The sequence below is a fragment of the Ruegeria sp. CDSA236 genome, from assembly GCF_059611285.1.
In genome coordinates this window covers 23,004-48,208 of record NZ_JBXWPG010000007.1, presented here as the reverse complement: position 1 = coordinate 48,208, position 25,205 = coordinate 23,004, and the positions used below count along the sequence as shown (strand labels likewise).

At 58.3% G+C, this 25,205-nt stretch carries 27 protein-coding genes; 11 read left to right on the top strand and 16 right to left on the bottom strand.

Translation table 11 applies throughout. The features are described from left to right. Window positions 1-210 precede the first annotated feature (210 nt). Both AC2FLB_RS12690 and AC2FLB_RS12685 read right to left on the bottom strand, forming a co-directional pair. Window positions 211-570, bottom strand: a complete 360-nt coding sequence (locus AC2FLB_RS12690; protein ID WP_496692543.1) for a flagellar biosynthesis protein FlgN — start codon at window positions 568-570, stop codon at window positions 211-213. After that, window positions 563-835 carry a rod-binding protein gene (locus tag AC2FLB_RS12685; protein WP_142637161.1) on the bottom strand — a complete coding sequence of 91 codons (273 nt, stop codon included), beginning with the start codon at window positions 833-835 and terminating at the stop codon, window positions 563-565. Before AC2FLB_RS12685 ends, AC2FLB_RS12690 begins: the two co-directional genes overlap by 8 nt. A gap of 112 nt (window positions 836-947) precedes the next feature. Here AC2FLB_RS12685 and AC2FLB_RS12680 point away from each other — a divergent pair, with 112 nt between their 5' ends. Genes AC2FLB_RS12680 through AC2FLB_RS12670 form a run of 3 tightly spaced genes read left to right on the top strand, consistent with a single transcriptional unit; the run spans window position 948 to window position 3,751 of the window. Further along, window positions 948-2,159, top strand: a complete 1,212-nt coding sequence (locus AC2FLB_RS12680; RefSeq protein ID WP_496709372.1) for a flagellar hook-length control protein FliK — start codon at window positions 948-950, stop codon at window positions 2,157-2,159. Between the two features lie 2 nt (window positions 2,160-2,161). After that, complete coding sequence (locus AC2FLB_RS12675) at window positions 2,162-2,827, top strand: flagellar hook capping FlgD N-terminal domain-containing protein (RefSeq protein ID WP_496692545.1); 666 nt, start codon at window positions 2,162-2,164, stop codon at window positions 2,825-2,827. Between the two features lie 54 nt (window positions 2,828-2,881). Then, window positions 2,882-3,751 carry a phosphotransferase family protein gene (locus AC2FLB_RS12670; RefSeq protein WP_496709371.1) on the top strand — a complete coding sequence of 290 codons (870 nt, stop codon included), beginning with the start codon at window positions 2,882-2,884 and terminating at the stop codon, window positions 3,749-3,751. Between the two features lie 3 nt (window positions 3,752-3,754). Here the strand turns inward: AC2FLB_RS12670 and AC2FLB_RS12665 are convergent, their stop codons facing one another. The 5 genes from AC2FLB_RS12665 to AC2FLB_RS12645 form a co-directional block, all read right to left on the bottom strand. Beyond that, complete coding sequence (locus AC2FLB_RS12665) at window positions 3,755-5,056, bottom strand: NAD(P)/FAD-dependent oxidoreductase (RefSeq protein ID WP_496709370.1); 1,302 nt, start codon at window positions 5,054-5,056, stop codon at window positions 3,755-3,757. Then, on the bottom strand, window positions 5,053-5,871 hold the full coding sequence (locus AC2FLB_RS12660; RefSeq protein ID WP_142637169.1) for an ABC transporter permease: 819 nt from the start codon (window positions 5,869-5,871) through the stop codon (window positions 5,053-5,055). Before AC2FLB_RS12660 ends, AC2FLB_RS12665 begins: the two co-directional genes overlap by 4 nt. After that, on the bottom strand, window positions 5,868-6,758 hold the full coding sequence (locus tag AC2FLB_RS12655; RefSeq protein WP_142637171.1) for an ABC transporter permease subunit: 891 nt from the start codon (window positions 6,756-6,758) through the stop codon (window positions 5,868-5,870). Before AC2FLB_RS12655 ends, AC2FLB_RS12660 begins: the two co-directional genes overlap by 4 nt. Beyond that, on the bottom strand, window positions 6,758-7,885 hold the full coding sequence (locus AC2FLB_RS12650) for an ABC transporter ATP-binding protein (RefSeq protein WP_496709369.1): 1,128 nt from the start codon (window positions 7,883-7,885) through the stop codon (window positions 6,758-6,760). The genes AC2FLB_RS12655 and AC2FLB_RS12650 overlap by 1 nt, the downstream gene beginning before the upstream one ends. 69 nt (window positions 7,886-7,954) lie before the next feature. Next, the gene (locus tag AC2FLB_RS12645; RefSeq protein ID WP_142637176.1) at window positions 7,955-9,040 is read right to left on the bottom strand and encodes a polyamine ABC transporter substrate-binding protein; all 1,086 of its coding nucleotides are present in this window, start codon (window positions 9,038-9,040) and stop codon (window positions 7,955-7,957) included. Window positions 9,041-9,181: 141 nt separating this feature from the next. On the opposite strand from AC2FLB_RS12645, the gene AC2FLB_RS12640 reads away from it, so the two are divergent. Then, a complete protein-coding gene (locus AC2FLB_RS12640) occupies window positions 9,182-9,865 on the top strand; it encodes a GntR family transcriptional regulator (RefSeq protein WP_271949594.1) in 684 nt (227 codons plus the stop codon). A 75-nt stretch (window positions 9,866-9,940) separates the two neighbouring features. Continuing rightward, entirely contained in the window at window positions 9,941-11,338 is a 1,398-nt protein-coding gene (locus AC2FLB_RS12635) for an aspartate aminotransferase family protein (RefSeq protein ID WP_496709368.1), read from the top strand. A 73-nt stretch (window positions 11,339-11,411) separates the two neighbouring features. On the opposite strand, the gene AC2FLB_RS12630 is transcribed toward AC2FLB_RS12635, so the two are convergent. Together AC2FLB_RS12630 and AC2FLB_RS12625 are read right to left on the bottom strand one after the other, a co-directional pair. Then, window positions 11,412-12,710: a lytic murein transglycosylase gene (locus tag AC2FLB_RS12630; RefSeq protein ID WP_496709367.1), complete on the bottom strand. Its 1,299-nt coding sequence runs from the start codon at window positions 12,708-12,710 to the stop codon at window positions 11,412-11,414. 62 nt (window positions 12,711-12,772) lie between these two features. After that, complete coding sequence (locus tag AC2FLB_RS12625; protein ID WP_496692550.1) at window positions 12,773-13,486, bottom strand: helix-turn-helix transcriptional regulator; 714 nt, start codon at window positions 13,484-13,486, stop codon at window positions 12,773-12,775. Window positions 13,487-13,568: 82 nt separating this feature from the next. Between AC2FLB_RS12625 and AC2FLB_RS12620 the strand changes: the two genes are divergently transcribed. Then, the gene (locus AC2FLB_RS12620; protein WP_496709366.1) at window positions 13,569-14,267 is read left to right on the top strand and encodes a glutathione S-transferase family protein; all 699 of its coding nucleotides are present in this window, start codon (window positions 13,569-13,571) and stop codon (window positions 14,265-14,267) included. Next, window positions 14,264-14,662, top strand: a complete 399-nt coding sequence (locus tag AC2FLB_RS12615) for a DUF1801 domain-containing protein (RefSeq protein WP_281995448.1) — start codon at window positions 14,264-14,266, stop codon at window positions 14,660-14,662. The genes AC2FLB_RS12620 and AC2FLB_RS12615 overlap by 4 nt, the downstream gene beginning before the upstream one ends. A gap of 31 nt (window positions 14,663-14,693) precedes the next feature. Here the strand turns inward: AC2FLB_RS12615 and rnr are convergent, their stop codons facing one another. From rnr to dapE, 3 genes are read right to left on the bottom strand one after another with little or no spacing between them, the layout of a single operon-like run. Continuing rightward, window positions 14,694-16,955, bottom strand: a complete 2,262-nt coding sequence (rnr, locus tag AC2FLB_RS12610; protein ID WP_496692552.1) for a ribonuclease R — start codon at window positions 16,953-16,955, stop codon at window positions 14,694-14,696. A 47-nt stretch (window positions 16,956-17,002) separates the two neighbouring features. Further along, on the bottom strand, window positions 17,003-17,578 hold the full coding sequence (locus tag AC2FLB_RS12605; protein ID WP_496709365.1) for a TIGR04282 family arsenosugar biosynthesis glycosyltransferase: 576 nt from the start codon (window positions 17,576-17,578) through the stop codon (window positions 17,003-17,005). A gap of 3 nt (window positions 17,579-17,581) precedes the next feature. Then, window positions 17,582-18,721, bottom strand: coding sequence for a succinyl-diaminopimelate desuccinylase (dapE, locus tag AC2FLB_RS12600; protein WP_496709364.1), 1,140 nt, complete (start codon window positions 18,719-18,721; stop codon window positions 17,582-17,584). Window positions 18,722-18,929: 208 nt separating this feature from the next. Here dapE and AC2FLB_RS12595 point away from each other — a divergent pair, with 208 nt between their 5' ends. Beyond that, window positions 18,930-19,988, top strand: coding sequence for a transporter substrate-binding domain-containing protein (locus AC2FLB_RS12595; RefSeq protein WP_142637194.1), 1,059 nt, complete (start codon window positions 18,930-18,932; stop codon window positions 19,986-19,988). Here AC2FLB_RS12595 and AC2FLB_RS12590 read toward each other — a convergent pair. Further along, the gene (locus AC2FLB_RS12590; protein WP_039539567.1) at window positions 19,985-20,329 is read right to left on the bottom strand and encodes a DUF8846 family protein; all 345 of its coding nucleotides are present in this window, start codon (window positions 20,327-20,329) and stop codon (window positions 19,985-19,987) included. The two genes, AC2FLB_RS12595 and AC2FLB_RS12590, sit on opposite strands and share 4 nt — an antisense overlap. A gap of 117 nt (window positions 20,330-20,446) precedes the next feature. On the opposite strand from AC2FLB_RS12590, the gene AC2FLB_RS12585 reads away from it, so the two are divergent. Next, window positions 20,447-20,782, top strand: coding sequence for a cupin domain-containing protein (locus AC2FLB_RS12585; RefSeq protein ID WP_142637196.1), 336 nt, complete (start codon window positions 20,447-20,449; stop codon window positions 20,780-20,782). A 64-nt stretch (window positions 20,783-20,846) separates the two neighbouring features. On the opposite strand, the gene dapD is transcribed toward AC2FLB_RS12585, so the two are convergent. Both dapD and AC2FLB_RS12575 read right to left on the bottom strand, forming a co-directional pair. After that, complete coding sequence (dapD, locus tag AC2FLB_RS12580; RefSeq protein WP_271949578.1) at window positions 20,847-21,674, bottom strand: 2,3,4,5-tetrahydropyridine-2,6-dicarboxylate N-succinyltransferase; 828 nt, start codon at window positions 21,672-21,674, stop codon at window positions 20,847-20,849. A gap of 108 nt (window positions 21,675-21,782) precedes the next feature. Beyond that, window positions 21,783-22,700, bottom strand: coding sequence for a threonine/serine dehydratase (locus AC2FLB_RS12575; RefSeq protein WP_496709363.1), 918 nt, complete (start codon window positions 22,698-22,700; stop codon window positions 21,783-21,785). Window positions 22,701-22,779: 79 nt separating this feature from the next. On the opposite strand from AC2FLB_RS12575, the gene AC2FLB_RS12570 reads away from it, so the two are divergent. Together AC2FLB_RS12570 and AC2FLB_RS12565 are read left to right on the top strand one after the other, a co-directional pair. Then, window positions 22,780-23,622, top strand: a complete 843-nt coding sequence (locus AC2FLB_RS12570; RefSeq protein WP_142637203.1) for an LOG family protein — start codon at window positions 22,780-22,782, stop codon at window positions 23,620-23,622. Between the two features lie 3 nt (window positions 23,623-23,625). Beyond that, the gene (locus AC2FLB_RS12565; RefSeq protein WP_496709362.1) at window positions 23,626-24,723 is read left to right on the top strand and encodes a cystathionine gamma-lyase; all 1,098 of its coding nucleotides are present in this window, start codon (window positions 23,626-23,628) and stop codon (window positions 24,721-24,723) included. Here AC2FLB_RS12565 and AC2FLB_RS12560 read toward each other — a convergent pair whose 3' ends face one another. After that, window positions 24,724-25,107 (bottom strand): hypothetical protein, encoded by a 384-nt coding sequence (locus AC2FLB_RS12560; protein WP_142637207.1) that lies wholly within the window; start codon window positions 25,105-25,107, stop codon window positions 24,724-24,726. Window positions 25,108-25,205: the final 98 nt, after the last annotated feature.

Sequence of the window (25,205 nt, the reverse complement as noted above, 5' to 3'; positions counted from 1 at the left end):
AGCTTTCTTCCTTTTCCGTTCGGGCCTTTTGCGCCCTTGCTTACCCCGCAACATGTACGGGCTTTGACGTCTTTCTGATCACTGCGACCCGCCGACGGGCTGTTCGCGCCACCTGAGTTTTCCAGATGCAGGATCACCTTTGACGCCGATCTCCTAACGGAGTGCTAAGACTCGAAAATCCGAAAGTTCGGATTTGATTCAATCCTCGTGCTAGGCCCGCTTTTCCAGCTTTGCGTGACTGCGAACGGCAAAATCGCTTCGTTGCCCATCCGCTCCATAAGTACTGAATTCCTGACGCACTCGGCGCAGTTCAGCCATGCGCCCGGCAACCGCCCGAATCCCTTCGGCCGCGCTGTTCAGCAGAGCCTGATTCCGGTCGACTTTCTTTTGAACCCCGATCAGTTCATCACTATCAATCACCTCAAGATCATTGATCGCACCGATCAGCTTTTCCTTTTCCGGGGCCATGTGATTCAACCGATCCAGATCCCCGGTCACCAAGGCGTTGCGTTCAAGGTCCAGAACTTCTTCAAGAGATTTGATCAGGTCATGTTCAGACTTGTTAGGCATTGGTATTCTCCATCATGGACTGAAACAGGATTTCGGACAGGCCAACACCGCCGGACCTGGCAAGCTGCAGTGCCTGCTGCTGAACAAGAAACGATGAAAACTGGTCTTCACCCGCACCGCCGCCGAACGAATCTCGGGATTCGCCCAGACCTGCGGACTTAAGCATTTCAGACAGGAACGCCGCCTCAAGCTCTACCGCAGCATCTTTCAGCTTTTGCTCAACAGACAAGGGCTGCGGCGCCGCTGGAATACCAGATAGCTTCATAGCTTTCTCCAAAAATTGCATCGAACTTTCTGGATCAAAGATGAAAGCGGTTAAAATAAACGTAACTTCCTGCGGGCAAATTCCTGGTTACGCAAACCGGAGCCGGAGCAAAATGCCCAACCCTCTTATATTGTCCACATCCTCGACCGCCAGCGCCGCAAAATCTGAAACTGCCGCCAAGGGACACCCAATCTCGGAAGGGGCTGACACCTTTGCTGAGGTAATGGAGCAGGAATTGCAGCGTTCCGAAGGTGACAGCTTGAATGAGAACGTGCCCGAACTGACCATTAATGCCGAGGTGCAGGTTGAAGAGGATGTGGTCGAAGAAGACTCTGTTGATCTTGCCACCAGCCTGTCGGGAAAACCTGTAACTGACCCGCCCGCCCGCCCGCCGGCGCAGGACGAAGAGATGGCACCTGAGGAAACGCCGGCATCGCTGCCCGAACCTGACAAGGCCGTAATACTCGCAGCGCCAAACAATGCGGCCCCCGATCCTCGGGGTGATGCGCTTGGAAACGCGGCGCAGCGCGCCCGATCTGAGGTTCCGGCTTTGTTGCAGGCGAAAACCGCACAGCAAAAACCGGAACACAATCTGCCGCAAACCACTATTGCAAAGGGCTATCGGACCAAGGCGTCGATACCCTCGGATTCTGCGCCCGGAAAACCCGAAGTGCCAGAACCAAAGCTGGTTTCGCGAGATACACCCGATGCGGCTCAGGCTCCCAAAGCCACCGGTTCACCGCCGACAACACAATCCGTTCCGACATTTGTTCAAATGCAACTGATGGCGTCTGCCAAGGTGCAGGACGTTGATTTGGTATCAGACCCGGACGACGACGGGATTCTGCCCGCGCGCGAAAGCCAGCCATTTTCAACGGCACGGGATACGTCGGCAAGCCATCAGCACTTTTTAACCTCAGCACGGGCAGAAACGGCGCGGGCAATCGCGGGGCAGATGGCCGCTGCGATACATGCAAGACCACAATCCAGCACGATTCAACTGACCTTGAATCCGGAAGAGCTGGGCAAGATCTCAATCGTCATGAATGGCCGGGATGACGGGTTGCAGATGACGATCGCAGCCGAGCGGCCGGAAACTCTGGAAATGATGAGGCGACATCTTTCGGTTCTTGAGGCTGAGTTCAAAAACCTAGGCCTGGGCGATCTGTCCTTCAATCTGGGCGCGTCGTCGGACGACCAGCCCGAAAGCGCGGACAAGCGCACAGAATCCGGACTGACTACAACCCAGACCGAAATGGATCAGGCCAGCGAGCCGGTCTTAACCCGGATCGGCCATAGTGGCCGCGTTGATATGAGGCTTTGAGCATGATCACACCCGCACAGAATACAAGCTCTACCGCCGCGCAGGCACAGTCTTCGGCGAAATCTGGAACATCCGGCCTGGCCTCGGATTTTGAAACCTTCCTTCTGATGCTAACCGCCCAGGCCCGCAACCAAGACCCGCTGGAGCCGCTGGATTCATCGGAATACGCCTCGCAACTGGCTCAATTCTCGATGGTCGAGCAGCAGGTTCAAACCAACGATCTGCTTACTGCGCTTGCCTATTCACTTGGTAGCGTCAACCTTGAAGAGCTTGCCAGCTGGGTCGGGATGGATGTGCGAACCGCCTCGGCCTTTCATTTCGACGGTTCACCAGAAACGCTGTATGCGCAGGCCGACCCCGGGGCGGACAGCGCCTTTATGGTGATCCGCAACGACTCGGACGAGGTCGTTGAACGCATCGCTGTTTCAACGACGGAATCCGAGTTTGTCTGGGCCGGAACCGATGACGATGGCGCCCCGTTACCGGCAGGAAATTACACTGCAACGATGGAAAGTTATGACGGCGATGAGCTGCTGTCTGAACGTCTCGCCTCAGCCTATAATCAGGTGCTCGAGGCGCAGGTGGGCACGGATGCCGTTTTGCTGACGCTCGCTGGCGGAGAGGTGGTGCCAGCAGGAATAGTCACTGCGGTGCGAACAGGAGCTTGATCTACGGTTAACGACAGGCGAAACCAAGGCAATGCCCGACTCGTTGACTGATTGGTGATCTCCCTGCCTCAAATACTGTCCCCACCGCGCGACCTTGTTGCTCAACTTGTCAGGCTCGGATTTGCCAGCGCTGGGGCACAGTTCGAAACGCTGAATGGTGGGAGGACAAACCGGGTGTGGAGGGTGCTGGGCGACGACAGTGATCAAGTATTGAAGCTGTACCGCTCGGACCTAGAAAACCCATTGTTTCGCAACGATCCCGCATTGGAAGCCGCCTGTCTGCGGGCACTGGCTTCTTCTGGGGTTGTGCCGCGATTGCGGGCAACAGGACAACATGACAACGGATATTGGGTGTTCTACGACCACGCACAGGGCACCCCCTGGCGGTCTGACCCGGCCCCAGTGGCCCGGTTGCTGCACCGCCTGCATTCGCTCAACCTAAACATAGAGAACGCACCCACCGGTAAAAACGGTAGCGCAGATCTGGCCGAACATGGTCAAAGCATTCTGGCGATGTGCACATCGGATCGACGGGCTCAGCTGGAAAAGATGCAACCACAGCATCATATTTTGCGGTCGGATCACACTTGCCTGATTCACGGCGACCCGGTGGCGGGAAACATCCTCGTCGCATCCTCTGGTCTGACGCTGATTGACTGGCAATGCCCAGCCGTTGGTGATCCTTGCGAGGACCTTGCGCTGTTCCTGTCACCCGCCATGCAATATCTTTACAGAGGTGCGGTTTTGACCGTCGACGAGCAACAGTCCTTTCTTTCGGCCTATGACCGGCAGGAAACCGTAAACCGCTACCGGTCTTTGCGCCGCTGGTACGGGTGGAGGATGGCGGCCTACTGCCTATGGCGCGCAGAACATGGGGCACCGGATTATGAACAAGGGCTCGAGCTGGAACTGGCCGCTTTGTGAGTGTCAGAGGTCGGCCAGTGCCATTAACGCATAGGCTGGCGGCATCAGCGCCCGCCGCCAGGACCCAAGTGGAAAACGCCGCGGGGGTCGGGCCATTGGCTCAGGCAATTCCGCATCCTGTCCAAGCACCATGCGACTAAGCGCCCGCCCACAATAGGTACCCATCGCGACACCGTTTCCATGATAGGCCAGCCCGGCAAACATCCCATTCTGACCCGGAACGGGCCCTGCGAACGGCGTCAGATCCTGGGTAAGGCACACCATCCCTGACCACATATTGGTCACGTCCACATCGGCCCATGTCGGAAACATGGCCTTGAAATCACGCTGCACCTTTTGCCGGATCGCAGCCTCGGCCTTAGGTGATGAGCGCAGGCCACCGCGCATCCCAAACAGAAACCGTCGATCCGGCATAAGACGAAAATAGTGCAGAAGATTTCGTGTATCGTAAGACATCTGATCCGAGGTCCAGCCCTGCGCCGACACCTCAGCCTCGGTCAATGGGCGGGTCACCAGAACGGTTGATTGCGCTGGCATATAGCGCCCAGACAGCCATTCAGGCATGTTTTCACTGGAATATCCGTTGGTGCATATCAGTACATTCGACGCTTTGATCCGTCCTGACGCGGTTCGAACATCAAAGCTCGCGCTGGTTTTGGTGATGTCTCTGGCCATGGTTTTCTGAAAAAATCGGACCCCAACGGAAGCGGCCGCATTTGCAATGCCGAACAGGTATTTCCGGGGGTTCAGACCAAATCCGACCGGCACGCTATAGCCCCCGAAAAAATCCCCTCCCAACCCGAGCCCGGGCAGGTCGGCCACCTCATGCAAGCAGCCCCCGTCATCCGCCGAGCGTCGCAATTTCTCCATGGCGCGGGCGGTGTGGGCCAGGGCGGTCTCGCCCTTGGAATGAACGTCCGCTTCGATCTGATGCGCCTCAAGCAGGTCGGCGACAAGATTGACCGCATCCACTTCGGCCTGGGCAAAGCTTTCGGCCCCCTCGACCCCATATCGCCGAGCCATGCCACGATCGCTCAGCTTTGACCCACCTCGACAGCAAAACCCACCATTGCGACCCGAGGCACCCCAACCCGGCGTCTCCGCCTCGAGAACTGCGACGGATAGGCCTGCCTGCCCCAGGAAAAGCGCGGCTGTAACACCTGTGAACCCGCCGCCGATGATGGCGACATCCACGCTCAGATCATCCTGCAACACCGGCCAGTCCGGTGCTGCGATAGTTTCATCCCACCAGCACCCTGATCGCGGTCCAGATCCATAGGTATACTTAGGGAACAGACGTTTCATTCCGCACGCACTGCCGCCATCTCATCCTGTTTCTGCCGGACCATCGCGCGCTTGGTGACCAAAGATGCTGCTATGACACCGACCGTCACGACCGCAATCATGATCGTGGATAGCGCATTGATTTCAGGGCTGACGCCCAACCGCACAGCTGAGAAAATCTTGATCGGCAGAGTCGTGGCTGACGGGCCCGATGTGAATGATGCGATCACCAGATCATCCAGCGACAGCGTAAAAGCCAATAGCCAGCCTGAAATCACCGCCGGGGCGATGATCGGCAGGGTGACAAGACGGAAGGCTTGTGCGGGTGAGCACCCAAGATCCAACGCTGCCTCTTCCAGAGACTGATCAAACGTGACCAGACGTGAGGATACAACAACCGACACGAAGCACATTGAAAAGGTCGTATGTGCCAGCACGATGGTCAAAATACCCCGGTCCAGTCCAATTCCGATGAACAGCAGCAAAAGCGACAGGCCAGTGATCACTTCGGGCATCACAAGAGGCGCATAGATCATGCCCGAAAACAGAGTCCGGCCAAAGAACCGCCCACCGCGTACCAGCACATAAGCCGCCGCCGTACCCAGAATGGTGGCCAGGGTCGACGAGAATACTGCAACCCGCAAGGTGACCCAGGCAGCATCAAGAAACGCTTCGTTCTGGACCAACTCACCATACCATTTGGTCGAAAATCCAGCCCAAACCGTGACCAGTTTGCTTTCGTTAAAAGAGAAGATGATCAAAATGAGCATCGGGATATAGAGAAACGCGAAACCAAGCGTCAACGAGACGACGTTGAACCAGCTTAATCTGTTCATTGCTCAGCCTCCGTCTGTTTCTGCTGGTTGCGCTGGAACAGCACGATGGGAATCACAAGGATCAGCAACAGCACAACTGCCACGGCACCGGCCACCGGCCAGTCGCGGTTCGAGAAGAACTCCTCCCACAACACTTTGCCGATCATCAATGTCCCGGATCCTCCGAGCAATGATGGGATCACAAATTCGCCGATCACCGGAATCATCACCAGGAAACAACCCGCGATGATACCCGGGCGTGACAAGGGGATCGTTATCAGCCAGAAGGCCTGAATACGCGAACAGCCCAAATCCTCTGCGGCCTCGATCAGCGACTCGTCCATTCGTTCAAGCGCGGAATAGATCGGCAGAATCATGAAGGGCAGATAGGTATAGACGATACCGATATAGACAGCTGTGTTGGTGTTCAGAATGGTCAGCGGGGTCGAGATGATGCCCGTCCACAGCAGCAGTTGGTTCAGGTAACCTTCGTTGCTGAGAATACCCATCCAAGCATAGACCCGGATCAGAAACGACGTCCAGAACGGCAGGATAACCAGCATCATCAACGTCGGGCGCCACTCAGCCGGTGCGCGGGCCATGCCATACGCGATAGGATACCCCACCAGCAAAGTCAGTATGGTTGAAATCAACGCGATTTTGACGCTGGACAGGTAAGCTTTCCAATACAGGTCATCTTCGGTTAGCCAGACGAAATTCTCAAAATCCAGCTGGCTGAAGAAATCCCTGAGCCCGGCCCAGCCCTGAGATAGATCCAGTGTCGGCGTGTAAGGCGGGATGGCCAGCTCCGTGTCCGAGAGCGAAATTTTCAGAACGATGAAAAATGGCACCAGAAACAGCGCCAAAAGCCAGACATACGGGACGGCGATCAGAAGGGCGCGGCGCATCAATCCGCCAACAGAACCGCGGCGGTGGCTGTCCAGGACAGCCAGACCGGGTCTTCCCATGTAAAGGAACGACGCGAAATGCGACGGGTATTTGCCGTCTGCGCCTTGATAATCGTGCCGTTATTCAGTTCGACGTGATAAGTGGACAGATTGCCCAGATAGGCAATGTCAAGCACCTTGCCCTGCACTGCGTTGATTGCATCCGCTGGACGATCAACCGAGATCGTCACCTTCTCGGGGCGGATCGCCAGATGACAGAGCTGGCCGTTCGAAAACTCTGTGGTCGAAGACGCAGTCAAAGGTGCCTGACCTTCAGCCCAGTCAATCTGATAGGTCTGATCGGCGCTTGCCGCGGCTCGGCCCTGGATGATGTTCACGTCGCCAATGAAATCGGCCACATAGACCGAACTGGGATTCTCATAAATCCGGTCGGGTGTCGCCACTTGTATCAGATTACCCTGATCCATTACCGCAACCCGGCTGGCCACGGTCATCGCCTCTTCCTGATCATGGGTCACGATCACAAAGGTGGTGCCGGTCTTTTCCTGAATATCCATCAACTCGAACTGCGTATCCTGTCGCAGTTTCTTATCCAGCGCCCCCAATGGTTCGTCCAGCAACAGCAGCTTCGGCGCTTTGGCCAGGGATCGCGCAAGCGCCACGCGCTGACGCTGACCACCCGAGATCTGGTGCGGTTTGCGACGGGCGAATTGTTCAAGCCGGGTCAGGCGCAACATCTCTTCGACACGATCCATAAGATCATGCTTTGGCATATTGTCCCGACGCAGACCAAAGGCGATATTTTCCCAGATAGATAGATGCGGAAACAGCGCGTAGGATTGGAACATCATGTTCACCGCCCGTTTGTTCGGCGGAATGGGATCTATATCCTGCCCGCCCAGCAGAATATGCCCTTCGGTCGGTTTTTCAAACCCGGCCAACATTCGCATCATCGTGGTCTTGCCGCAGCCCGAGGGCCCTAGCAGAGCAAAGAATTCTTTCTCAAATATATCCAAGGACAGATTGTCGATGGCCGTGAACTCACCAAACCGTTTGGTGACATTCTGGAACTGGATCAGAGGTTTCGCCTGTGGGTCTTCCCACGGCACAAAAACAGTAGAGTTCAAAACGGCCCCCGTTCGGCAATCTGAAAAGAATGGCAGGGCGGTTGGTCCGCCCTGCTGAAACAAGCCGGATCAGGTGCCCGATTTGATCTTGGTCCACAAACGGGTCACGACCCGCTGTATCTTCGACGGGTAAGGCGTCGTGATATAGAGGTTTTGCATGGTCGCATCATCCGGATAGATGGCCGGATCACCGATCACGTCTTCCTCAAGAAATTCTTGCGAAGCCTTGTTGCCATTGGCGTAGTAAACATAGTTCGAGGCCGCAGCCATATTGTTGGCATCCAGAATGAAATTCAGGAATTTATGCGCACCCTCTGGGTTCGGAGCATCAGCCGGAATCGCCATCTGGTCGAACCACATCAACGACCCTTCAGCAAAGGGATGGTACTCAATTTCAACACCATTATCGGCTTCGGCCGCACGATCGCGGGCCTGCAGGATATCACCCGACCACCCCACGGCGACACAGATGTCGCCATTGGCCAATGCGTTGATATATTCCGAGCTGTGGAACTTCTGAATGTGTGGTCGAACGCTGGTCAAAACCGCCTCGGCCTTGCCAATGACATCTTTGTCATGGCTGTCCGGGTCTTCACCCAGATATTGCAGAACCATCGGAATGATTTCTGCCGGAGCATCCAGGAAATGTACGCCGCAGGATGCAAGTTTCTCCATATTCTCGGGTTTCAGAACCAGATCCATGCTGTTCAGCGCAACATCCTCGCCCAACGCTTCCTGCACTTTTCCAACATTTACACCAAGCCCGGTTGTGCCCCACATGTAGTTGATTGAATAGGCGTTGTCCGGATCATACCCGGCAGTACGTTCCTGAATCACATCCCACAGATTGCCTGAATTCGACAGCTGTGCAGCGTCAAGCGCCTGAAAGGCTCCAGCCTGGATCTGACGCTGAAGGAAAGTACCCGAAGGCACCACCACGTCATAGCCTGATCCACCGGCCAGCATCTTGGTCTCCAATACCTCGTTGCTGTCAAAAACATCATAAATCAGAGTCAGACCGGTATCTTCCTCGAACTTTGTCAGAAGCTCTTCGTCGATATAGTCGGACCAGTTGTAAACACGCACCTCTTCAGCGAAGGCCGCCGAAGTCCCCAATGCGATGACCGCTGTCATGGTCAGCGTTTTGATTGTCATATTATTCTCCCTGCAAGTGTACGCGCTATTTTCCCGTTTTTTTGGATTTGATCAAGTTTTGCGTTTTCGCACGATCCGTCGTATGGTTTCACGAGGTCAGAAACCTGACAAGTCAACATAGCGGGAAACAGGGCAAACCACTTGGATTTGATCAAAAATAAGGCATCCAGCACTGACGGTGCGCGTGAAAAACGACCTGCGCATGAACAGGTCTATAATACCCTCAGATCACAAATCATGTACGGTGAATTGGTGCCGGGGCAACCCGTCACGATCCAAGGTCTCACTGATTCGCTGGGTGTTGGAATGACCCCTGTGCGGGAGGCTATCAGACGCCTGATATCCGATGGTGCTCTGGTGTTTCAGGGCAACCGCCGAGTGAGTGTTCCTCTTCTGACCGACGGCGACGTCGAACAGATGATTTATTCAAGAATCAAAATAGAATCAGAGCTTTCGAGGCGTGCAACTGCGAATGTGACACCTCAGGACATTGATCATCTTGAGCAGATCGACCAACGTCTGGATCGCACTATCAGCGACGGAGACGTTAGCGGCTATCTGCGCCTCAACCACCGGTTTCACGAAACGCTTTACGGCCATGCAAATGCCCCGATTCTCAATGATCTGGCCGAGCGCCTGTGGCTTAGATTCGGGCCGTCTTTGCGCGTTGTATGCGGTAGATTCGGCACTCAGAGCCTGCCGGACCGCCACAAGGATATCATTTCGGCGTTGCGCAATCAGGACGCGGATATGGCAGCAAAAGCTACCGCACAAGATATCGAACAGGGCATGGAGCTGATGGCAGACGCCTTAGTCAACGCTTAGATCTGTCCGATTCGATTGACAGGAAAAAATTTGATCATATTGTAGCTGCCAATCGCTCTTGCAGGAGATTTTCCGATGTCGACCATCACAAACCATTTGCCCACGGCCCAGCTGCAGGCCTTGGACGCCGCCCACCACATGCACCCTTTTTCGGCCAATGGCGCCCTAGGGAAAGAAGGCGCGCGTGTGATCACCCGTGCGAAGGGCGTCTACCTTACGGACAGCGAGGGTGAAGAAATACTCGATGCAATGGCGGGCCTGTGGTGTGTCAATATCGGCTATGGTCGCGATGAACTGGCCGAGGTCGCAGCCCGCCAGATGCGCGAACTGCCGTATTACAATACCTTTTTCAAAACGACCCACGTCCCTGCCATCGCGCTGGCCGCGAAGATCGCGGAACTTGCGCCGGCCGATCTGAACCATGTGTTCTTTGCAGCCGGCGGGTCTGAGGCGAATGACACAAACATCCGTCTGGTTCGGACCTATTGGGCAGAAAAAGGCCAGCCCGACAAGAACATCATCATCAGCCGCCATAATGCCTATCATGGCTCTTCGGTCGGCTCGGCGTCGTTGGGCGGCATGGCAGGGATGCACGCGCAGGGTGGAATCCCGATCCCGAATATCCACCATATCAACCAACCAAACTGGTGGGCTGAAGGTGGTAGCATGTCTCCCGAAGAATTCGGCCTGGCCCGCGCGCGTGAGTTGGAAGAGGCGATTGAGGAACTGGGTGAAAACCGCGTCGCAGCCTTTATCGCCGAACCCGTACAGGGCGCAGGTGGCGTGATTGTTGCACCGGATACCTACTGGCCTGAAATTCAGCGCATCTGTGACAAATACGATATCCTGCTGATTGCGGACGAGGTCATCTGCGGTTTTGGTCGCACTGGCAACTGGTTTGGGTCTCAAACCGTTGGCATTCGCCCCGATATCATGACCATCGCAAAGGGGCTCAGCTCGGGCTATGCGCCTATTGGCGGGTCCATCGTGAGTGACGAGATTGCCGAGGTCATTGGCGGAACCGAGTTCAATCACGGCTACACCTATTCCGGCCATCCGGTCGCTGCAGCCGTGGCACTGGAAAACCTGCGCATCCTTGAAGAAGAAAAGATCGTCGAGCATGTCCGCGACGTAGCCGCCCCCTATCTGAAGAAAAAATGGGAGGCGCTGGCCGATCACCCGCTTGTGGGCGAAGCCAAGATTGTCGGCATGATGGCGTCAATCGCGTTGACGCCGGACAAGGCCAACCGTGCCAAATTCGCGTCCGATCCGGGCACTGTCGGCTATATCTGTCGCGATCGGTGCTTTGCCAACAACCTGGTGATGCGCCATGTAGGCGACCGGATGATCATCTCTCCTCCGCTGGTTCTAACACCCGCGGAAATTGATGAAATGCTCGTACGTATCCACAAATCGCTGGACGAGGCACAGGCCGAGATCATCGCACAGGGCCTGATGAAAGCGGCCTCCTGACCCGCGCAGCTTCATCTGGCAGAAAATACCTCGGGGGAGGTGCCGTCAGGCGACGGGGGCAGAGCCCCCTCCCCTACCTCAACCGCTCTAACAGCGGCGCGGAGGCATAGCCGTCCGGCAAAAGCCCCTGCGCCAGTTGATAGGCCCGAACCGCCTCGGTGGTGTTCGGGCCGGTGCGCCCGTCGATCCCCTGCGTGTCAAACCCGGCCTCGGTCAGCCGGAGCTGCAATTCCTTCTTCTCAGCAAAGCTCAACGCCCGATCACCCCGAGGCCACTCGGCCTGAAACGCAGCGCGGCCCGCCAGACGGTCGGACAAATGCCCAATGCCGATCACATAGGCATCTGCACCGTTATATTGCTCGATCACGCGGAAATTGTCGAAGATCATCAATGCGACGCCTTCACCGCCTGCTGGCAACAAAATCGCTGCCTGACCATGATCCGCAACGGGCCGCCCATCCCACCCGACCACGCCCAGCGCCGCCCAATCTGACGGCAGCAGCGTGTAATCGCGTCTCGCGGCTGCAAAATCGAACCCCGCGGGCAGGCGCACTTCGACGCCCCATGGCTGTTCCTTGGTCCAACCGTGCCGCGCCAGATAGGCCGCTGCCGAGGCTAGCGCATCGGTCGGGTCATCGGCCCAAATATCCCGCCGCCCGTCACCGTCGAAATCCACGGCGTGATCCAGAAACGAGGTTGGCATGAATTGCGTATGCCCCATTGCTCCGGCCCAACTTCCGACCATCGTTGCGGGACTGACATCGCCTGCCTGAATGATCCGCAGGGCGGCAATCAGTTGCGTTTCAAAGAACTCAGCCCGTCGGGCATCAAAGGCCAGCGTCGCAAGCGAACGGATCGTCTGATCCGACCCCCGAAATGTGCCGAAAGACGTCTCGAGCCCCCAAATCGCGGTCACGACCTCTTTTTCGACGCCATATTGCGCCTCAATCCGGGTCAGCACCGCGGCATGGCGTTCCAACCCCGCGCGTCCGTCTGCGACGCGCCGATCAGAAACGGCCGCATCCAGATAGTCCCAGATCGGCTTGGTGAACTCGGCCTGATTGCGATCGCGCTTGATGATATCCTTGTCATAGGCCAGCCCTGCTAGCGCGTGATCCAGAGTGCCGGGCAAGATACCCTGGGTCTGTGCCCGCGTCCGAAAATCGCCAAGCCACGCCTGAAACCGGGCGCTTCTTTCTTCTGACACGCGATACATCTCCTCCGATGGTCGGACGACCGGTCGGATTGAGACTGTAAGATCAGCCGACGCCAATTGTATCGGCTGTGGCCCTTCCGGGCTTTTGATGGACTCCGCCTGTACGATGGATGCCCATAATGCTGCGGTCATAACGCCGCTTACGCATCTACGCATTCCGAATTTCCTGATAACTGCTCAACCACAGGATAGCGCAAAAACGGCAAATCTCAAAGCGCTCAGCTTTCCGAGTCGCGGTCTCTCGCCTCTCGCTCGGACCGCAGCCGGTTCAGAGCTTCGCGCAGCAGGGGGACCCGATTGGGCCGGAACGAGGCCCCGGTAATCTGCATCTCTTGCATGCGATCCAACCGAAACACGCGGAAATCCTGCCGCAACAGACACCAGCTGATCAGCACGCTGGCGCGGTCCATGTAAACGATGCTCAACGGATTTACGCAGCGATGGGTCTCGTCGCCTTTGGCATCCCAATAGGAAAATTCGATCGTCTGTTCGTCCCAGGTGGCCCGCCGCAGTTCAGCGACATCCACCGTTGGTTTCGCCGGCCGGTCAAACCGTGTGGCGGTCAGCACCGCATGGCTGAGGCGTTGGGACTGGCGCGGTGGCAAACGACCCTGCAGCTTGCGCAGAACTTCGCTGGCAGCCTCAGAGAGGCCGGGATCACCAATGGATTGTACCTCGCGCAGGCCAAGCACCAGGGCCTCAAGCTCATCATCGGTGAAGCCAAGCGGTGGCAGGGTGGCGTCCTCGATCAGGGTGAACCCGAACCCCGCCTCTCCGTCGATCACAGCGCCGAGGCTGCGCAATGAATCGATGTCTCGGTGAATCGTGCGCGGCGAAACGCCCAGATCCTGAGCCAGCTCAATCGACGTTCTTGGCGACGGGCCAGAGCGCAAGGATTGCATTAATTGGAACAAACGGGCGGTGCGGGTCATAATGCAGGTTACTTTATCTCTAATGACAGAAATTGTCATTAGGCCGGCGTACCCATCACATATCCCCATGATGGAGCCCAAGATGCTGACCCTTTTGACCTACCCCTCTGCCTTTGGCCTGTTCAGCGCCAGCCCGTTTTGCGTGAAAACCGCACTAATGCTGCAAACATCGGGCCAACGCTGGCAGCGATCTGACCTTCTTGACCCGCGCAAGATGCCGCATCAAAAGCTGCCGGTTCTGCGCACGCCCCAGCGTCTGATCCCCGACAGCGACCTGATCCGCGACTGGCTTGAGACACAAGGCACCGATTTTGATCACGGGCTGAGCGATCTGCAAAAAGCCCAATCTCGTGCTCTGATCCGCCTGGCTGAGGAACATTTGTATTTTCAGATCGTTCAGGACCGTTGGGCGAATGACGAAGTCTGGCCAACCCTGTACAAGACCTTTTTCACAGGCATCCCCACCCTGATCCGCAAACCGGTTGCCAATTCTATCCGCAAGACCGTTGTTAAAGGATTGGGGTTTCAGGGCGTCTCTCGATTCTCAGATGCGGAACGTCAGGACAGGCTGGAACGCGATCTTGAGGCGATCTCGGCCTATCTATGGCAGTCGACCTATTTGATGGGAGAAACCCCGACCGCAGTGGATATGAGCATGGCCCCCATGCTTGCCGCGATGCGCGCGACGCCAGCCAATACACCGCTGACCCAGCGGATCAAACAGGATAAGCTGTTGAGCGACTACATAGACCGGATGGAGCAGGCGATACCGCTGTCATGACACAATTTGACGATCCCGCAGTGGCAGCGGCCTATCATGCCCTGCCCGAAGGCACACGTGCCGGGGCGCTTGCGCTGCGTCAGTTGATCCTGGAAACCGCCACTTCGTTGCCCCGCGCGCAGCCGTTGCAAGAGGCATTGCGCTGGGGGCAGCCCGCCTATCTGGCGCCCAAGGGATCCACGATCCGATTGGGCGGGCACAAAGCGGCCCGCTTTGCCCTGTTCGTGCATTGCCAAAGCCGGTTGATGGGCGATTTCACCTCGGCCTTTCCGGGCGAAGATCGGATAGACGGCAACCGGGCAGTTCTGTTTGATGATCCGGATCAGATCGACGCCACCCGCCATGGCTGGCTGATAGCCCGCGCGTTGACCTATCACCTTCCCGCAAAAGGCTGACTTACATGCGCCTTGTTCCCGAGATGCGAATTCACTTCTGACGGCGTTTGCGTTCCACCTTGCGCTTGATCTTGTCCTTCTTGCGCTTGGTGCTGACCGCCTTGCGTCGCGTTGGGCGCTTGGATGCCCCTCCGCGCCCCGTCGGCAGGGCCTGATCGTCGATCGACAACAGCTCCAACTCCAGCCCGCCCGTCACAGGTGTCGCCTCGGTCAGACGCACGGTGACGCGTTGGCCGATGGCTATGATCAGCCCGGTGTCCGACCCCATCAGGGTTCCGGCCTCGCGGTCGAAATGGAAGAACTCGCGCCCCAAGGATCGCACCGGTACCAGACCGTCCGCGCCGGTCTCGTCCATTTTCACGAAAGCCCCAAACCGGGCGATACCACTGATCCGACCCGAGAACTCAGTCCCAACACGCTCGCTCAGATAAGCCGCCAGATACCGGTCGGTCGTATCTCGTTCCGCCATCATCGAGCGGCGTTCGGTATCCGAGATATGAGTGGCAGTTTCGTCCAGCCGGGCGATCTCATCCTCGGTCAGCCCATCGGCACCCCAGCCATGGGCCGAGATCAGCGCGCGGTGCACGATCAGGTCGGCATAGCGCCGGATGGGCGAGGTGAAATGCGCGTAATTCCGCAGCGCCAGCCCGAAATGGCCGAAATTTTCAGCGTTGTAATAGGCCTGCGCCATCGACCGCAGGGTGGTCAGGTTGATCAACTCTGCATCCTCGGTGCCCGCAGCCGCATTCAGCAGTGCGTTCAGGTGGCGGGTCTGCAACACCTGCCCCTTGGCCAAATTCAACCCCGCCGCCTGAGCCGTTTCCCGCAGGCTTTCCAGCTTCTCGGGTGCTGGTTCTTCGTGGACACGGAACAGCAGCGGGCGGCGCTTGGCGATCAGGGTTTCAGCCGCAGCGACATTGGCGAGGATCATGAACTCTTCGATCAGCTTATGCGCGTCCAGACGGTCGCGGAACGCCACGCTTTGAACATCGCCCGTATCGCTCAGGATAATCTTGCGTTCCGGCAGGTCCAGTTCCAGCGGTTGCCGCACACCCCGCGCCTTTTTCAGTGCAGCATAAGCAGCATAGAGCGGCTTCAATACGGTCTCTAACAGAGGCCCGGTGCGGTCATTGGGGGCACCATCGATGGCCTCCTGCACCTCGGCATAATGCAGCGAGGCGGCGGAGCGCATAAGCCCCCGCACGAACCGGTGGCCGATCTTGTTGCCCTCGGCGTCGATCTGCATCCGCACGGCGATACACGCGCGCGGGACGCCTTCGTGCAACGAACACAAATCACCGGACAACCGGTCCGGCAGCATTGGCACCACACGGTCAGGGAAATAGCTGGAGTTGCCGCGCTTGCGCGCCTCGCGGTCCAGAGCGGTACCGGGCTGCACATAGGCGGCAACATCGGCGATAGCGACCCAGATGACATGTCCACCGGGATTCTTCGTATCCTCATCCGCATGCGCATAACAGGCGTCATCATGATCGCGCGCATCCGAGGGGTCGATGGTCAGCAGCGGCATATCGCGCAGGTCTTCGCGCCCTTTCAGACCAGCGGGTTTGGCCTTGTCGGCCTCGGCAATCACCGTGTCGGGGAAGTCATCGGGAATGCCATGCTGATGAATGGCGATCAGCGACACGGCCTTGGGGGCTGACGGGTCGCCCAGCCGTTCGACAATGCGGGCACGTGGCAGGCCCATGCGGGTTTTGGGCCCGGCCTGTTCTGCCTCGACCAGCTCACCGTCTTTTGCACCAAGCAACGCACCTTCATTGACCAGCCACTCGTTCTGTCCGGCCTTGTCGATGGGCACGATCCGTCCGCCCTCGGTCCCTTTGCGGAAGATACCAACGATCTTGCGCGGGTTGGTTCCGATCCGGCGAATCAGGCGGGCCTCGTAATTATGGTCTTCCTCATGCACCACGGTCAGACGGGCCAGAATGCGGTCGCCTTCACCCAGCGCAGGATCGCTGGCGCGGGTGATCATCAGAACAACCGGCTCGACCCCTTCGCCATGCCACTCCAAGGGCCGTGCGAACAGATCACCATCGGCGTTCGGGGCCTTCACCTGCAGCACGCTGACAGGCGGCAACCGGTCCGGGTCTCGATAGCTGCGATTGCGCTTTTCCAGATGCCCTTCGGCCTCAAGTTCCTTGAGGATCCGTTTCAGGTCGATCCGATCCGCGCCCTTGATGCCAAAGGCTTTAGCAATGTCGCGTTTCGAGGTCAGGGTGGGGTTCGCCGAGATCCAATCGAGGACCTCTTGCTTGGTAGGGATGCGAGTCATGATTTCGGCCTATCACGGAGATGCGGCGGCGTCATGACCAAAAAGGGTCAGGCTCGCAGATCGGCAACCGTATCGACATCACGCAGCTGATCCAGCATCGCCACCCGGCATCCGGGGATCGAGGCCAGCGTGTCGGCCAGGGCATGTTCCGTCGACCAGCGCACGTTTTGAAACAGGCTGTGCGGCAGGGCACCAATGCGTTGCGCCCCGACCAACCAATATCCGCCATCCGGGGCCGGACCAAACACCATCTGGTTGCGCCCCAATGCCCGGAACGCGCGCGCGATATGCTCCCGTGCAACCCCCGGGATATCCGCACCGATCAGACAGACTGGCCCTGTTGGCATTTCCCGCAGCATCCGCCCCATACGATCGCCCAGATCCCCTCGACCCTGTGGCGCACGCGGCAGGTCGGCGGGCCAGATGCGGCTGGTCAACCCTTCACGATCCGGCGAGACCGCCAGCACGATCTGCCAGCGCGGATCGCGCAGACGCCGGATCAGCGACCGGGTCTGATGGCGAAACCACCACGCCGCACCAACCATACCGATATCGTGCCCCAACCGGGTTTTGACACGGCCCGGGCGCGGTTCTTTCACCATGATCACCAGGGTGCGCTGCATGAATCAGGAAAAATAGTCGGTCAGGATACGGGTATAGACCGCCTTGAGCTGTTCAATCTGCGCCACCTCAACGCATTCATCCACCTGATGCATGGTTTTGCCGACCAAACCAAATTCGACAACCGGACAATGATCTTTGACGAAACGTGCGTCCGAAGTACCTCCGGTTGTCGACATCTCGGGCGTGACCCCGGTTTCAGCCGCAACCGCTTTGGCCACCAATTCCGACAGAGGGCCAGGAGGGGTCAGAAAGCTTTCGCCCGATATTTTGATCCGCACAGCAACATCAACGCCAAACGCGGCGGCTACATCGCGCGCCTGCGCTTGCAGCCAATCGCTGAGGCTGGCGCCGGAATGCAGGTCGTTGAACCGGATGTTCACGGTCCCGCTGCACTGTGCCGGGATGACATTCGTGGCGGAATTACCCGTGTCGATCGCCACAACCGCCAGCGTCGAGGCGTCAAAATGATCAGATCCCCGGTCCAACTCGTGACTGGCCAGCCTGTCCATCAGCCGGGCCATGGCGGGCAGAGGATTCTTTGCCCGGTGCGGATAGGCCGAATGGCCCTGCACACCTGTTACGGTAAACCAGGCGGTCATCGAGCCGCGACGGCCAATCTTCATCATTTCACCCATCCTGTTTGGGCAGGTGGGTTCACCGACCAGGCAGACGCTCATCCGCTCGCCGCATTGATCCATATGGTCAAGCAGGGCGGTGGTGCCATGCAGCGCATCAGCCTCTTCGTCACCCGTGATCGTCAGGATGATCGCCCCGTCGGGCGGCGTATCGCGTACAAAATCCACTGCCGCCGCTGCAAAGGCCGCCACACCCGATTTCATGTCAGTGGTCCCGCGCCCATACATGAACCCTTCCCGGATTTCTGCCCCGAAAGGCGGTGTGGTCCAAGCGGCCTCGTCGCCCACCGGAACAACATCGGTGTGACCGTTGAAACCAAAGCTTCGGGCGTGACCTTTTGCACCCCATCGCGCAAACAGATTGCTGATGCCGGCGCGATCAACACGGGTACAATCAAACCCCGCCTGTGACAGGACATCCTGCAGCAGGACAAGGGCACCACCTTCTTCAGGTGTGACCGATGGGCAACGGATCAGGTCGGCCGTCAACGCAATCGGATCTGTCATGGTGGGCCCTTTCCATAAAATTTCTTTCAGGTTCGTGCACAGATTCAACGAATTGGCCCGATTGCCAACCCCAACAGGCCAGAAACCGCGGGCTTTTTCCACATTGTATCGAACTGACACCCCCGGAAAACATGGGGCCTTACGCTGCGATTGCCTTGTCTGCCGGTTCGAATATGCGCTAGAGGGCCGCGAAACAGGTGATTTTACGATGACACGTGCTCTTTTCGCATTGATCTGCCTGACTTTCGCCGTTCTCGGCCAGCAAAGCCAGGCCCAGACGCTGACGGTTTCGACCGTGACACGGCCTCCGTTTTCTTTTGTCGAAGATGGAGCCCAAACCGGATTCTCGATGGACCTGCTTGAGGCGTTGGCTGAATCCCTGAATTGGGACTATTCCATCCAGCGTTCCGACGCCTTTGGCGACATGCTGGGCGCAGTGCAGAACAGATCCGCCGATCTGGCCATCGCCAATATCTCGATCACTGCCTCGCGAGAAACGCAGATGGACTTCAGCCAGCCGATTTTCGAGGCTGGTTTGCAGATCATGGTGCCATCGGACGCGGTGCGCCGCCCGTCACTGCTACATGCGTTACTGTCGCGCGAATTGTTTATTGCTATCGGGCTCGCCTTTGCAATCCTTCTTGGCGGCGGCATGCTGATGTGGGTGTTCGAGCGCCGCTCGCAGCCCTATTTCGACCGCAAGCTAGACGAGGCCTGGTTCCCCTCATTCTGGTGGGCCTTGAACCTGGTGGTCAATGGCGGGTTTGAGGAACGAATGCCGCGAACGCCATTTGGTCGAATTCTGGGTGTAGTGCTGGTTGTGTCTTCGCTGTTTATCGTCTCGGTCTTCACCGCGCGGATCACCTCGGTCATGACAGTGGATGCAATCAGTGGCAGCGTGAATTCGATAAATGACCTTTACGGCAAAGAGGTCGGAACAATCTCGAATTCAACCGCTGCTAACTTCCTGAACCGCCGCGAGATCGAGTTTACCAACTATGATGGGCTCGACCCCATGCTTGAAGCTTTTCGCAACGAGGAACTGGACGCCATAGTGTTCGACGCGCCGATCCTGTCCTATTTCGCCGCCCATGAAGGACGCCGGATTGCCTCGATGACAGGCGGTATATTCCTGCGCGAGAATTACGGTATTGCCTTCCCCACCGGGTCCCCGCTGGTCGAAGACGTCAACCAGGCGCTGCTGGCGCTGCGCGAAGACGGCACCTATGACGAGATTTATCGCAAGTGGTTTGGGGCGCGGAACTAAGCCGTCTCTTCATCCCCGAAAAACGGGGTCATCTGCGCCACGATCACTGCATTTTCATCCAGTGCGCGCTGCATTAGGGCCCGTTCATCCGGGTCGATCTCGTGACCTTGCGCCTCACGTTCGGCCAAAGTGCCATAGCCTGTGACATCCAAAGGCGCGGTATCTGCCTGTTTCAGGATCGCCACCGTTTCGCGCACGGCCTCGGCCTCGTCGACGCCGCTGGCAAAACACATCAATGCCGCCCCGGTTGCGCCGTCGGGCAGGCCATCGCCATCCTTGCGACCGATCTGCACAAGCAGGGTATAGACCTGCTGACGCGAAGGTTTCTTTTGCTTTTCCATGCAAGGGGCCATAGCCGCGCACCTGCCTGCGGTCAAGCAGCCGGGGAATTGCAGTGGATCGCCTGTGCCGCCATAGTGCCCGCAGTAACCTGACACCGATCACAAAAGGACGTTGCCATGACTTATCCGGATTTCATCACAGGATTCCCAAGCCTCGACGTGCCCTTCCCCGAAGATGTGGTGCAAACGGCCGTGATCAGATCAGACGCGGGGCTGGTGGCGTTTTTTACCTTTCTTCAGGATTTCGAACTGCCCCTTCATTCCCATCTGGCACAATGGGGAACTGTGGTCGAAGGTGAGATTGAGCTGACCATTGGCGATGAAACCAAGAGCTATGGCCCCGGTGACAGCTATTCGATCCCCGCAGGAGTGGAGCATGGCGGCAAGATCAAAGCCGGGTCGCGCGTCATTGATGTGTTCGAAGAACCGGACCGCTATCCGGTCAAAGGGTAAGCGATAACAAAAAAAGGGCCGCAGCGGATCGCGCTGCAGCCCCCTTATTTGATCCGCGCCCAGTTTAGTCGCGTAGCAATTCGTTGATCCCGGTTTTCGAGCGGGTCTTTTCATCCACCCGCTTCACGATCACAGCGCAATAGAGGTTGATGTTGTTCTTGGACGGCATCGAGCCCGCAACAACCACCGAATAGGGCGGAACCTCACCATAGGTGACCTCGCCGGTTTCGCGGTCGACGATCTTGGTCGATTTGCCGATGAACACGCCCATGCCCAAAACCGAGCCTTCGCGCACGATGCAGCCTTCGACCACTTCGGACCGGGCGCCGATAAAGCAGTTGTCTTCGATGATGGTCGGACCCGCCTGCATCGGTTCCAGAACGCCGCCGATCCCAACACCGCCCGACAGATGGACGTTCTTGCCGATCTGCGCGCATGACCCGACGGTGGCCCAAGTATCAACCATTGTGCCCTCGTCCACATAGGCACCCAGGTTCACAAAGGACGGCATCAGAACCACGCCGGGCGCAATAAAGGCGGATTTGCGAACGACGCAATTCGGCACCGCGCGAAAGCCAGCGGCCCGCCATTGGTTTTCACCCCAACCCGCGAACTTGCTGTCTACCTTGTCCCACCAGCCGCCGTCCTGAGCGCCGCCGGTCTGGATTTCCATATCCTTGATGCGAAAGCCCAGCAGAACCGCTTTTTTCGCCCACTGGTTCACATGCCAGTCGCCGCTGTCTTGCTTTTCCGCGACCCGCAGCGACCCGCTGTCCAGCGCGTTCAGCGTATCTTCGATCGCTTCGCGTGTCTCGCCGGTGGTGGCGGGGGTGATGGCATCTCGCGCCTCCCAGGCGGCTTCGATGGCGGCTTCCAGTTGCGCGTTGGACATTTGGCGGCTCCCTGCAGATTCTGTTCACGCTTGTGTTGCCTATACGCAAGCGACGGACTGGCTGCAATGCGACGCTGAGCGCGCGCTTTGCGGCTGTTTGTTCCGGTTTCAGCCGTTCAGAGGGTCCGGTGAGATGTTTCCACCACAGATCAGCACCGCCACCCGTTCGCCCGGCTCTGGCGTGTAAGCCCCCGAAAGCAGCGCAGCCAAGGCGGTTGCGCCTGCCGGTTCCACCAGAATCCGATGCGCCCGCCACAGGACCTTCTGCGCCTGCGCGATGGCCTCATCACTGACCAGAACTGATTGCACGCCCTGTGCCAGATCGAAACAAATCGAGCCGATCCGCCGCGCGCCCAGCGCATTTGCCGCAATGCCCGAGACGGACACATCCACCGGTTCTCCCGCCTGCAGGGCTGCATTCAGCGCGCAGGAGGTTTCCGGCTCAACCGCCACGACCTTGCGCGTGCCTTGCAGCCAGGCCAGCGCCCCGGCGATCAGACCGCCACCGCCCACCGCGATCAATACGGTATCCGCTTTCAGGCCCTGTGCCTCCCATTCGGCAAAGCAGGTTCCCTGCCCGGCGACCGTAGCGGGGGCGTCATAGGCGTGAATCTGCATCGCGCCCGTGGCCTCCTCATGCGCCCGCGCGGCTGTCAAGGCGTTGGCATATTCACCCGGCATCACGCTCAAATCCGCGCCGGTCTGTTCGATCAGCGCGATCTTGGATGGCCCCGCCAGTTCGGGCACGAAAATCTTGGCCGGATAGCCCAGCGCCTGCGCGGCAAAGGCGGCCGCTGCGCCGTGATTGCCACCCGATGCGGCCACAACCCCGGCCTCGGGCACATCCGAACTGATCAGAGTGTTAAACGCCCCGCGCGCTTTGAAACTGCCGGTGTGCTGCATATGCTCCAGCTTCATTTCCACCGGAAAATCCAGCCCCAGGGCACGGCTTTCCACCACTGGCGTCACCTGCGCATAGCCACTTATGCGGTGTTGCGCCGCCAGTATTTCGCTCTTCCAATTCATTCTCATCTTTCCGTGACTGGCACTCTGCGCCCGAACCCTATAGCTGTTTGGAAAACACGCAAGCAGGGATCGTTACCCCATGAGAGAAGACCGCCTCAGCCCGTTTCGCGACGCGCAGACCGACCGTTCGACCGCAAGCGAGGTACCCGACACCCCGCAAACCCGCTCACCCGCCTATCGCCTTGCCTTTGCCGATGAGGATTTCCTGTGCCGGGACGAGTTGCGCCCGGTGCGCCTGCAGCTGGAACTGCTCAAGCCCGAGATGATCATGACCGAGCGTGAGATCACCTCGACCATCGTCATGTTCGGCGGCGCGCGTATCCCTGAGCCGTCACAGAAACACACCGCGCGGACGGAAACGCTGGCCGGGCTGTCGGAATATTACGACGAAGCGCGCGAGTTTGCCCGGTTGATGACCGAGAAATCGAACGAAACCGGCGGGCGAGAGAATGTAATCGTCACCGGCGGTGGCCCCGGCGTGATGGAGGCTGGCAACCGCGGCGCACAGGATGCGAACGGCTGTTCCATCGGTCTGAACATTGTGCTGCCGCATGAACAGGCACCGAACCTGTACGTTACGCCCGAGCTCAGCTTTAACTTCCACTATTTCGCCATCCGCAAGATGCATTTCCTGATGCGCGCCCGCGCCATCACCATCTTCCCCGGCGGCTTTGGCACCATGGATGAGCTGTTCGAGTCCCTGACCCTGATTCAAACCGGCCGTATGGAGCGTGTGCCCTTCCTGCTATTCGGTCGCGCGTTCTGGGAAAAGGTCATCAACTGGGAGGCGCTGGCCGACGCCGGCACCATCTCGGACGAGGATCTAGACCTGTTCCGGTTCGTCGATACCGCGCAAGAGGCGGTCGACATAATCGAGAAATGGGAACCCACCCCGCCCCGTGACGAAATACCGGGGCGCTAAACGATGGGGCGCAAGACCGGCGAGATGCTGCATCTGCGGGGCAACGCACTGACCAAGGGCGAGCCCGTGGCCCTGCCCCTGACCCAAAGCAGTATGTTTCACCTGCCCGGCGCACCGGACGGGCATGATTTCTACGGTCGCGTCAACAACCCAACCTGGGAACATCTGGAACAGGTTCTCGCCCATCTTGAAGACGCCCCCTGCCTGGCTTTCCCGTCGGGCATGGCGGCGATCTCGGCCGCGTTGTTTGCCACGGTCAAAGCCGGGTCGCGCATCCTGATCCCGTCGGATGGCTATTACGTCACTCGCGTGCTGGCCGACCGATTTCTGTCTGGTCTGGGTGTCATCGTGACAGAACGCCCGACAACCGCCTTTTCCGAAGGCGGGTTCGACGGCATCGATGTGGTCTTTGTCGAAAGCCCCTCGAACCCTGGTCTGGATATGATGGACCTGCCAGCCATCGCGTCGTCCGTGCGCGCAGCTGGTGGGATCACCATTGCTGACAACACAACCATGACACCACTGGGCCAGCGTCCTTTGGATATGGGCGTAGATATCGTCGTGTCCTCGGACACCAAGGCCATGGGTGGGCATTCCGATCTGCTGATGGGCCATGTGGCCAGCCGCAATACAGATGTCATGGAGCGGGTCGAGGAATGGCGGCGTGTCTCTGGCGCGATCCCCGGTCCGCACGAGGCTTGGTTGCTGCATCGTGGGCTGGAAACGCTGGATGTTCGGTTTGACCGGATGTGCAGCTCGGCCCAGGTACTGGCGGAACGGTTGGCGGCGCATCCGTCTGTGAAAGACATCCGCTATCCCGGCCTGCCAGATGACCCATCCTACACCTTGGCACAGGCTCAGACCACGCGGTTCGGATTCCTTCTTTCGATCACGTTGGAAACCCAGGCCAAGGCCGAAACCTTCATCAACACCTGTCCAATGCTGCGCCCTGCGACGTCTTTTGGCGGCGTCCATAGCTCGGCCGAGCGCCGCGCCCGTTGGGGCGACGACGTTGACCCCGCTTTTGTCCGTCTGTCGGTGGGATGCGAGCCGGTGGTTGAGCTTTGGCAGGCAATCGATGCCAGCCTGAACGCACTGTAATTACTTTTTGGGCGTGCGCAGCTCGGTGAACACGTAGATCGGCAGCACGACGCTGGCAATCAGCGCGCCCAGCCAGACCAGCAGTGTCGCAGCCAGCAGGTTGGAAATTCCGCCAACCGTCAGCCCATTGGTCACCAGATCGGTCACAAGCAGGCCGACAAAGGTCACGATCAACGCGATCCCGCCTTTCAACGAAGGCGCCCTTTTCTCACCCAACTTCAGGATCAGCGGCTCGGCCACCACCTGCACCAGCGTGAAGACGATCACCACAACGATGAATGAAATCGGCTTGATTGCAAAACCGGTCAGTAGCAAAGCGGCCAACATTAACCCAATGGCATTGCCCGCCAGCAGGGCCAGAACCGATTTAAGTCTGCGCGTCATCGGCTGATCTCCGTCAATGAATAATATGAAACAGCCTGATAGTATCAGAGATTGCGAAACTTGCGAACCAATTTAGCCACCGGTTCTTTTTGACCTGT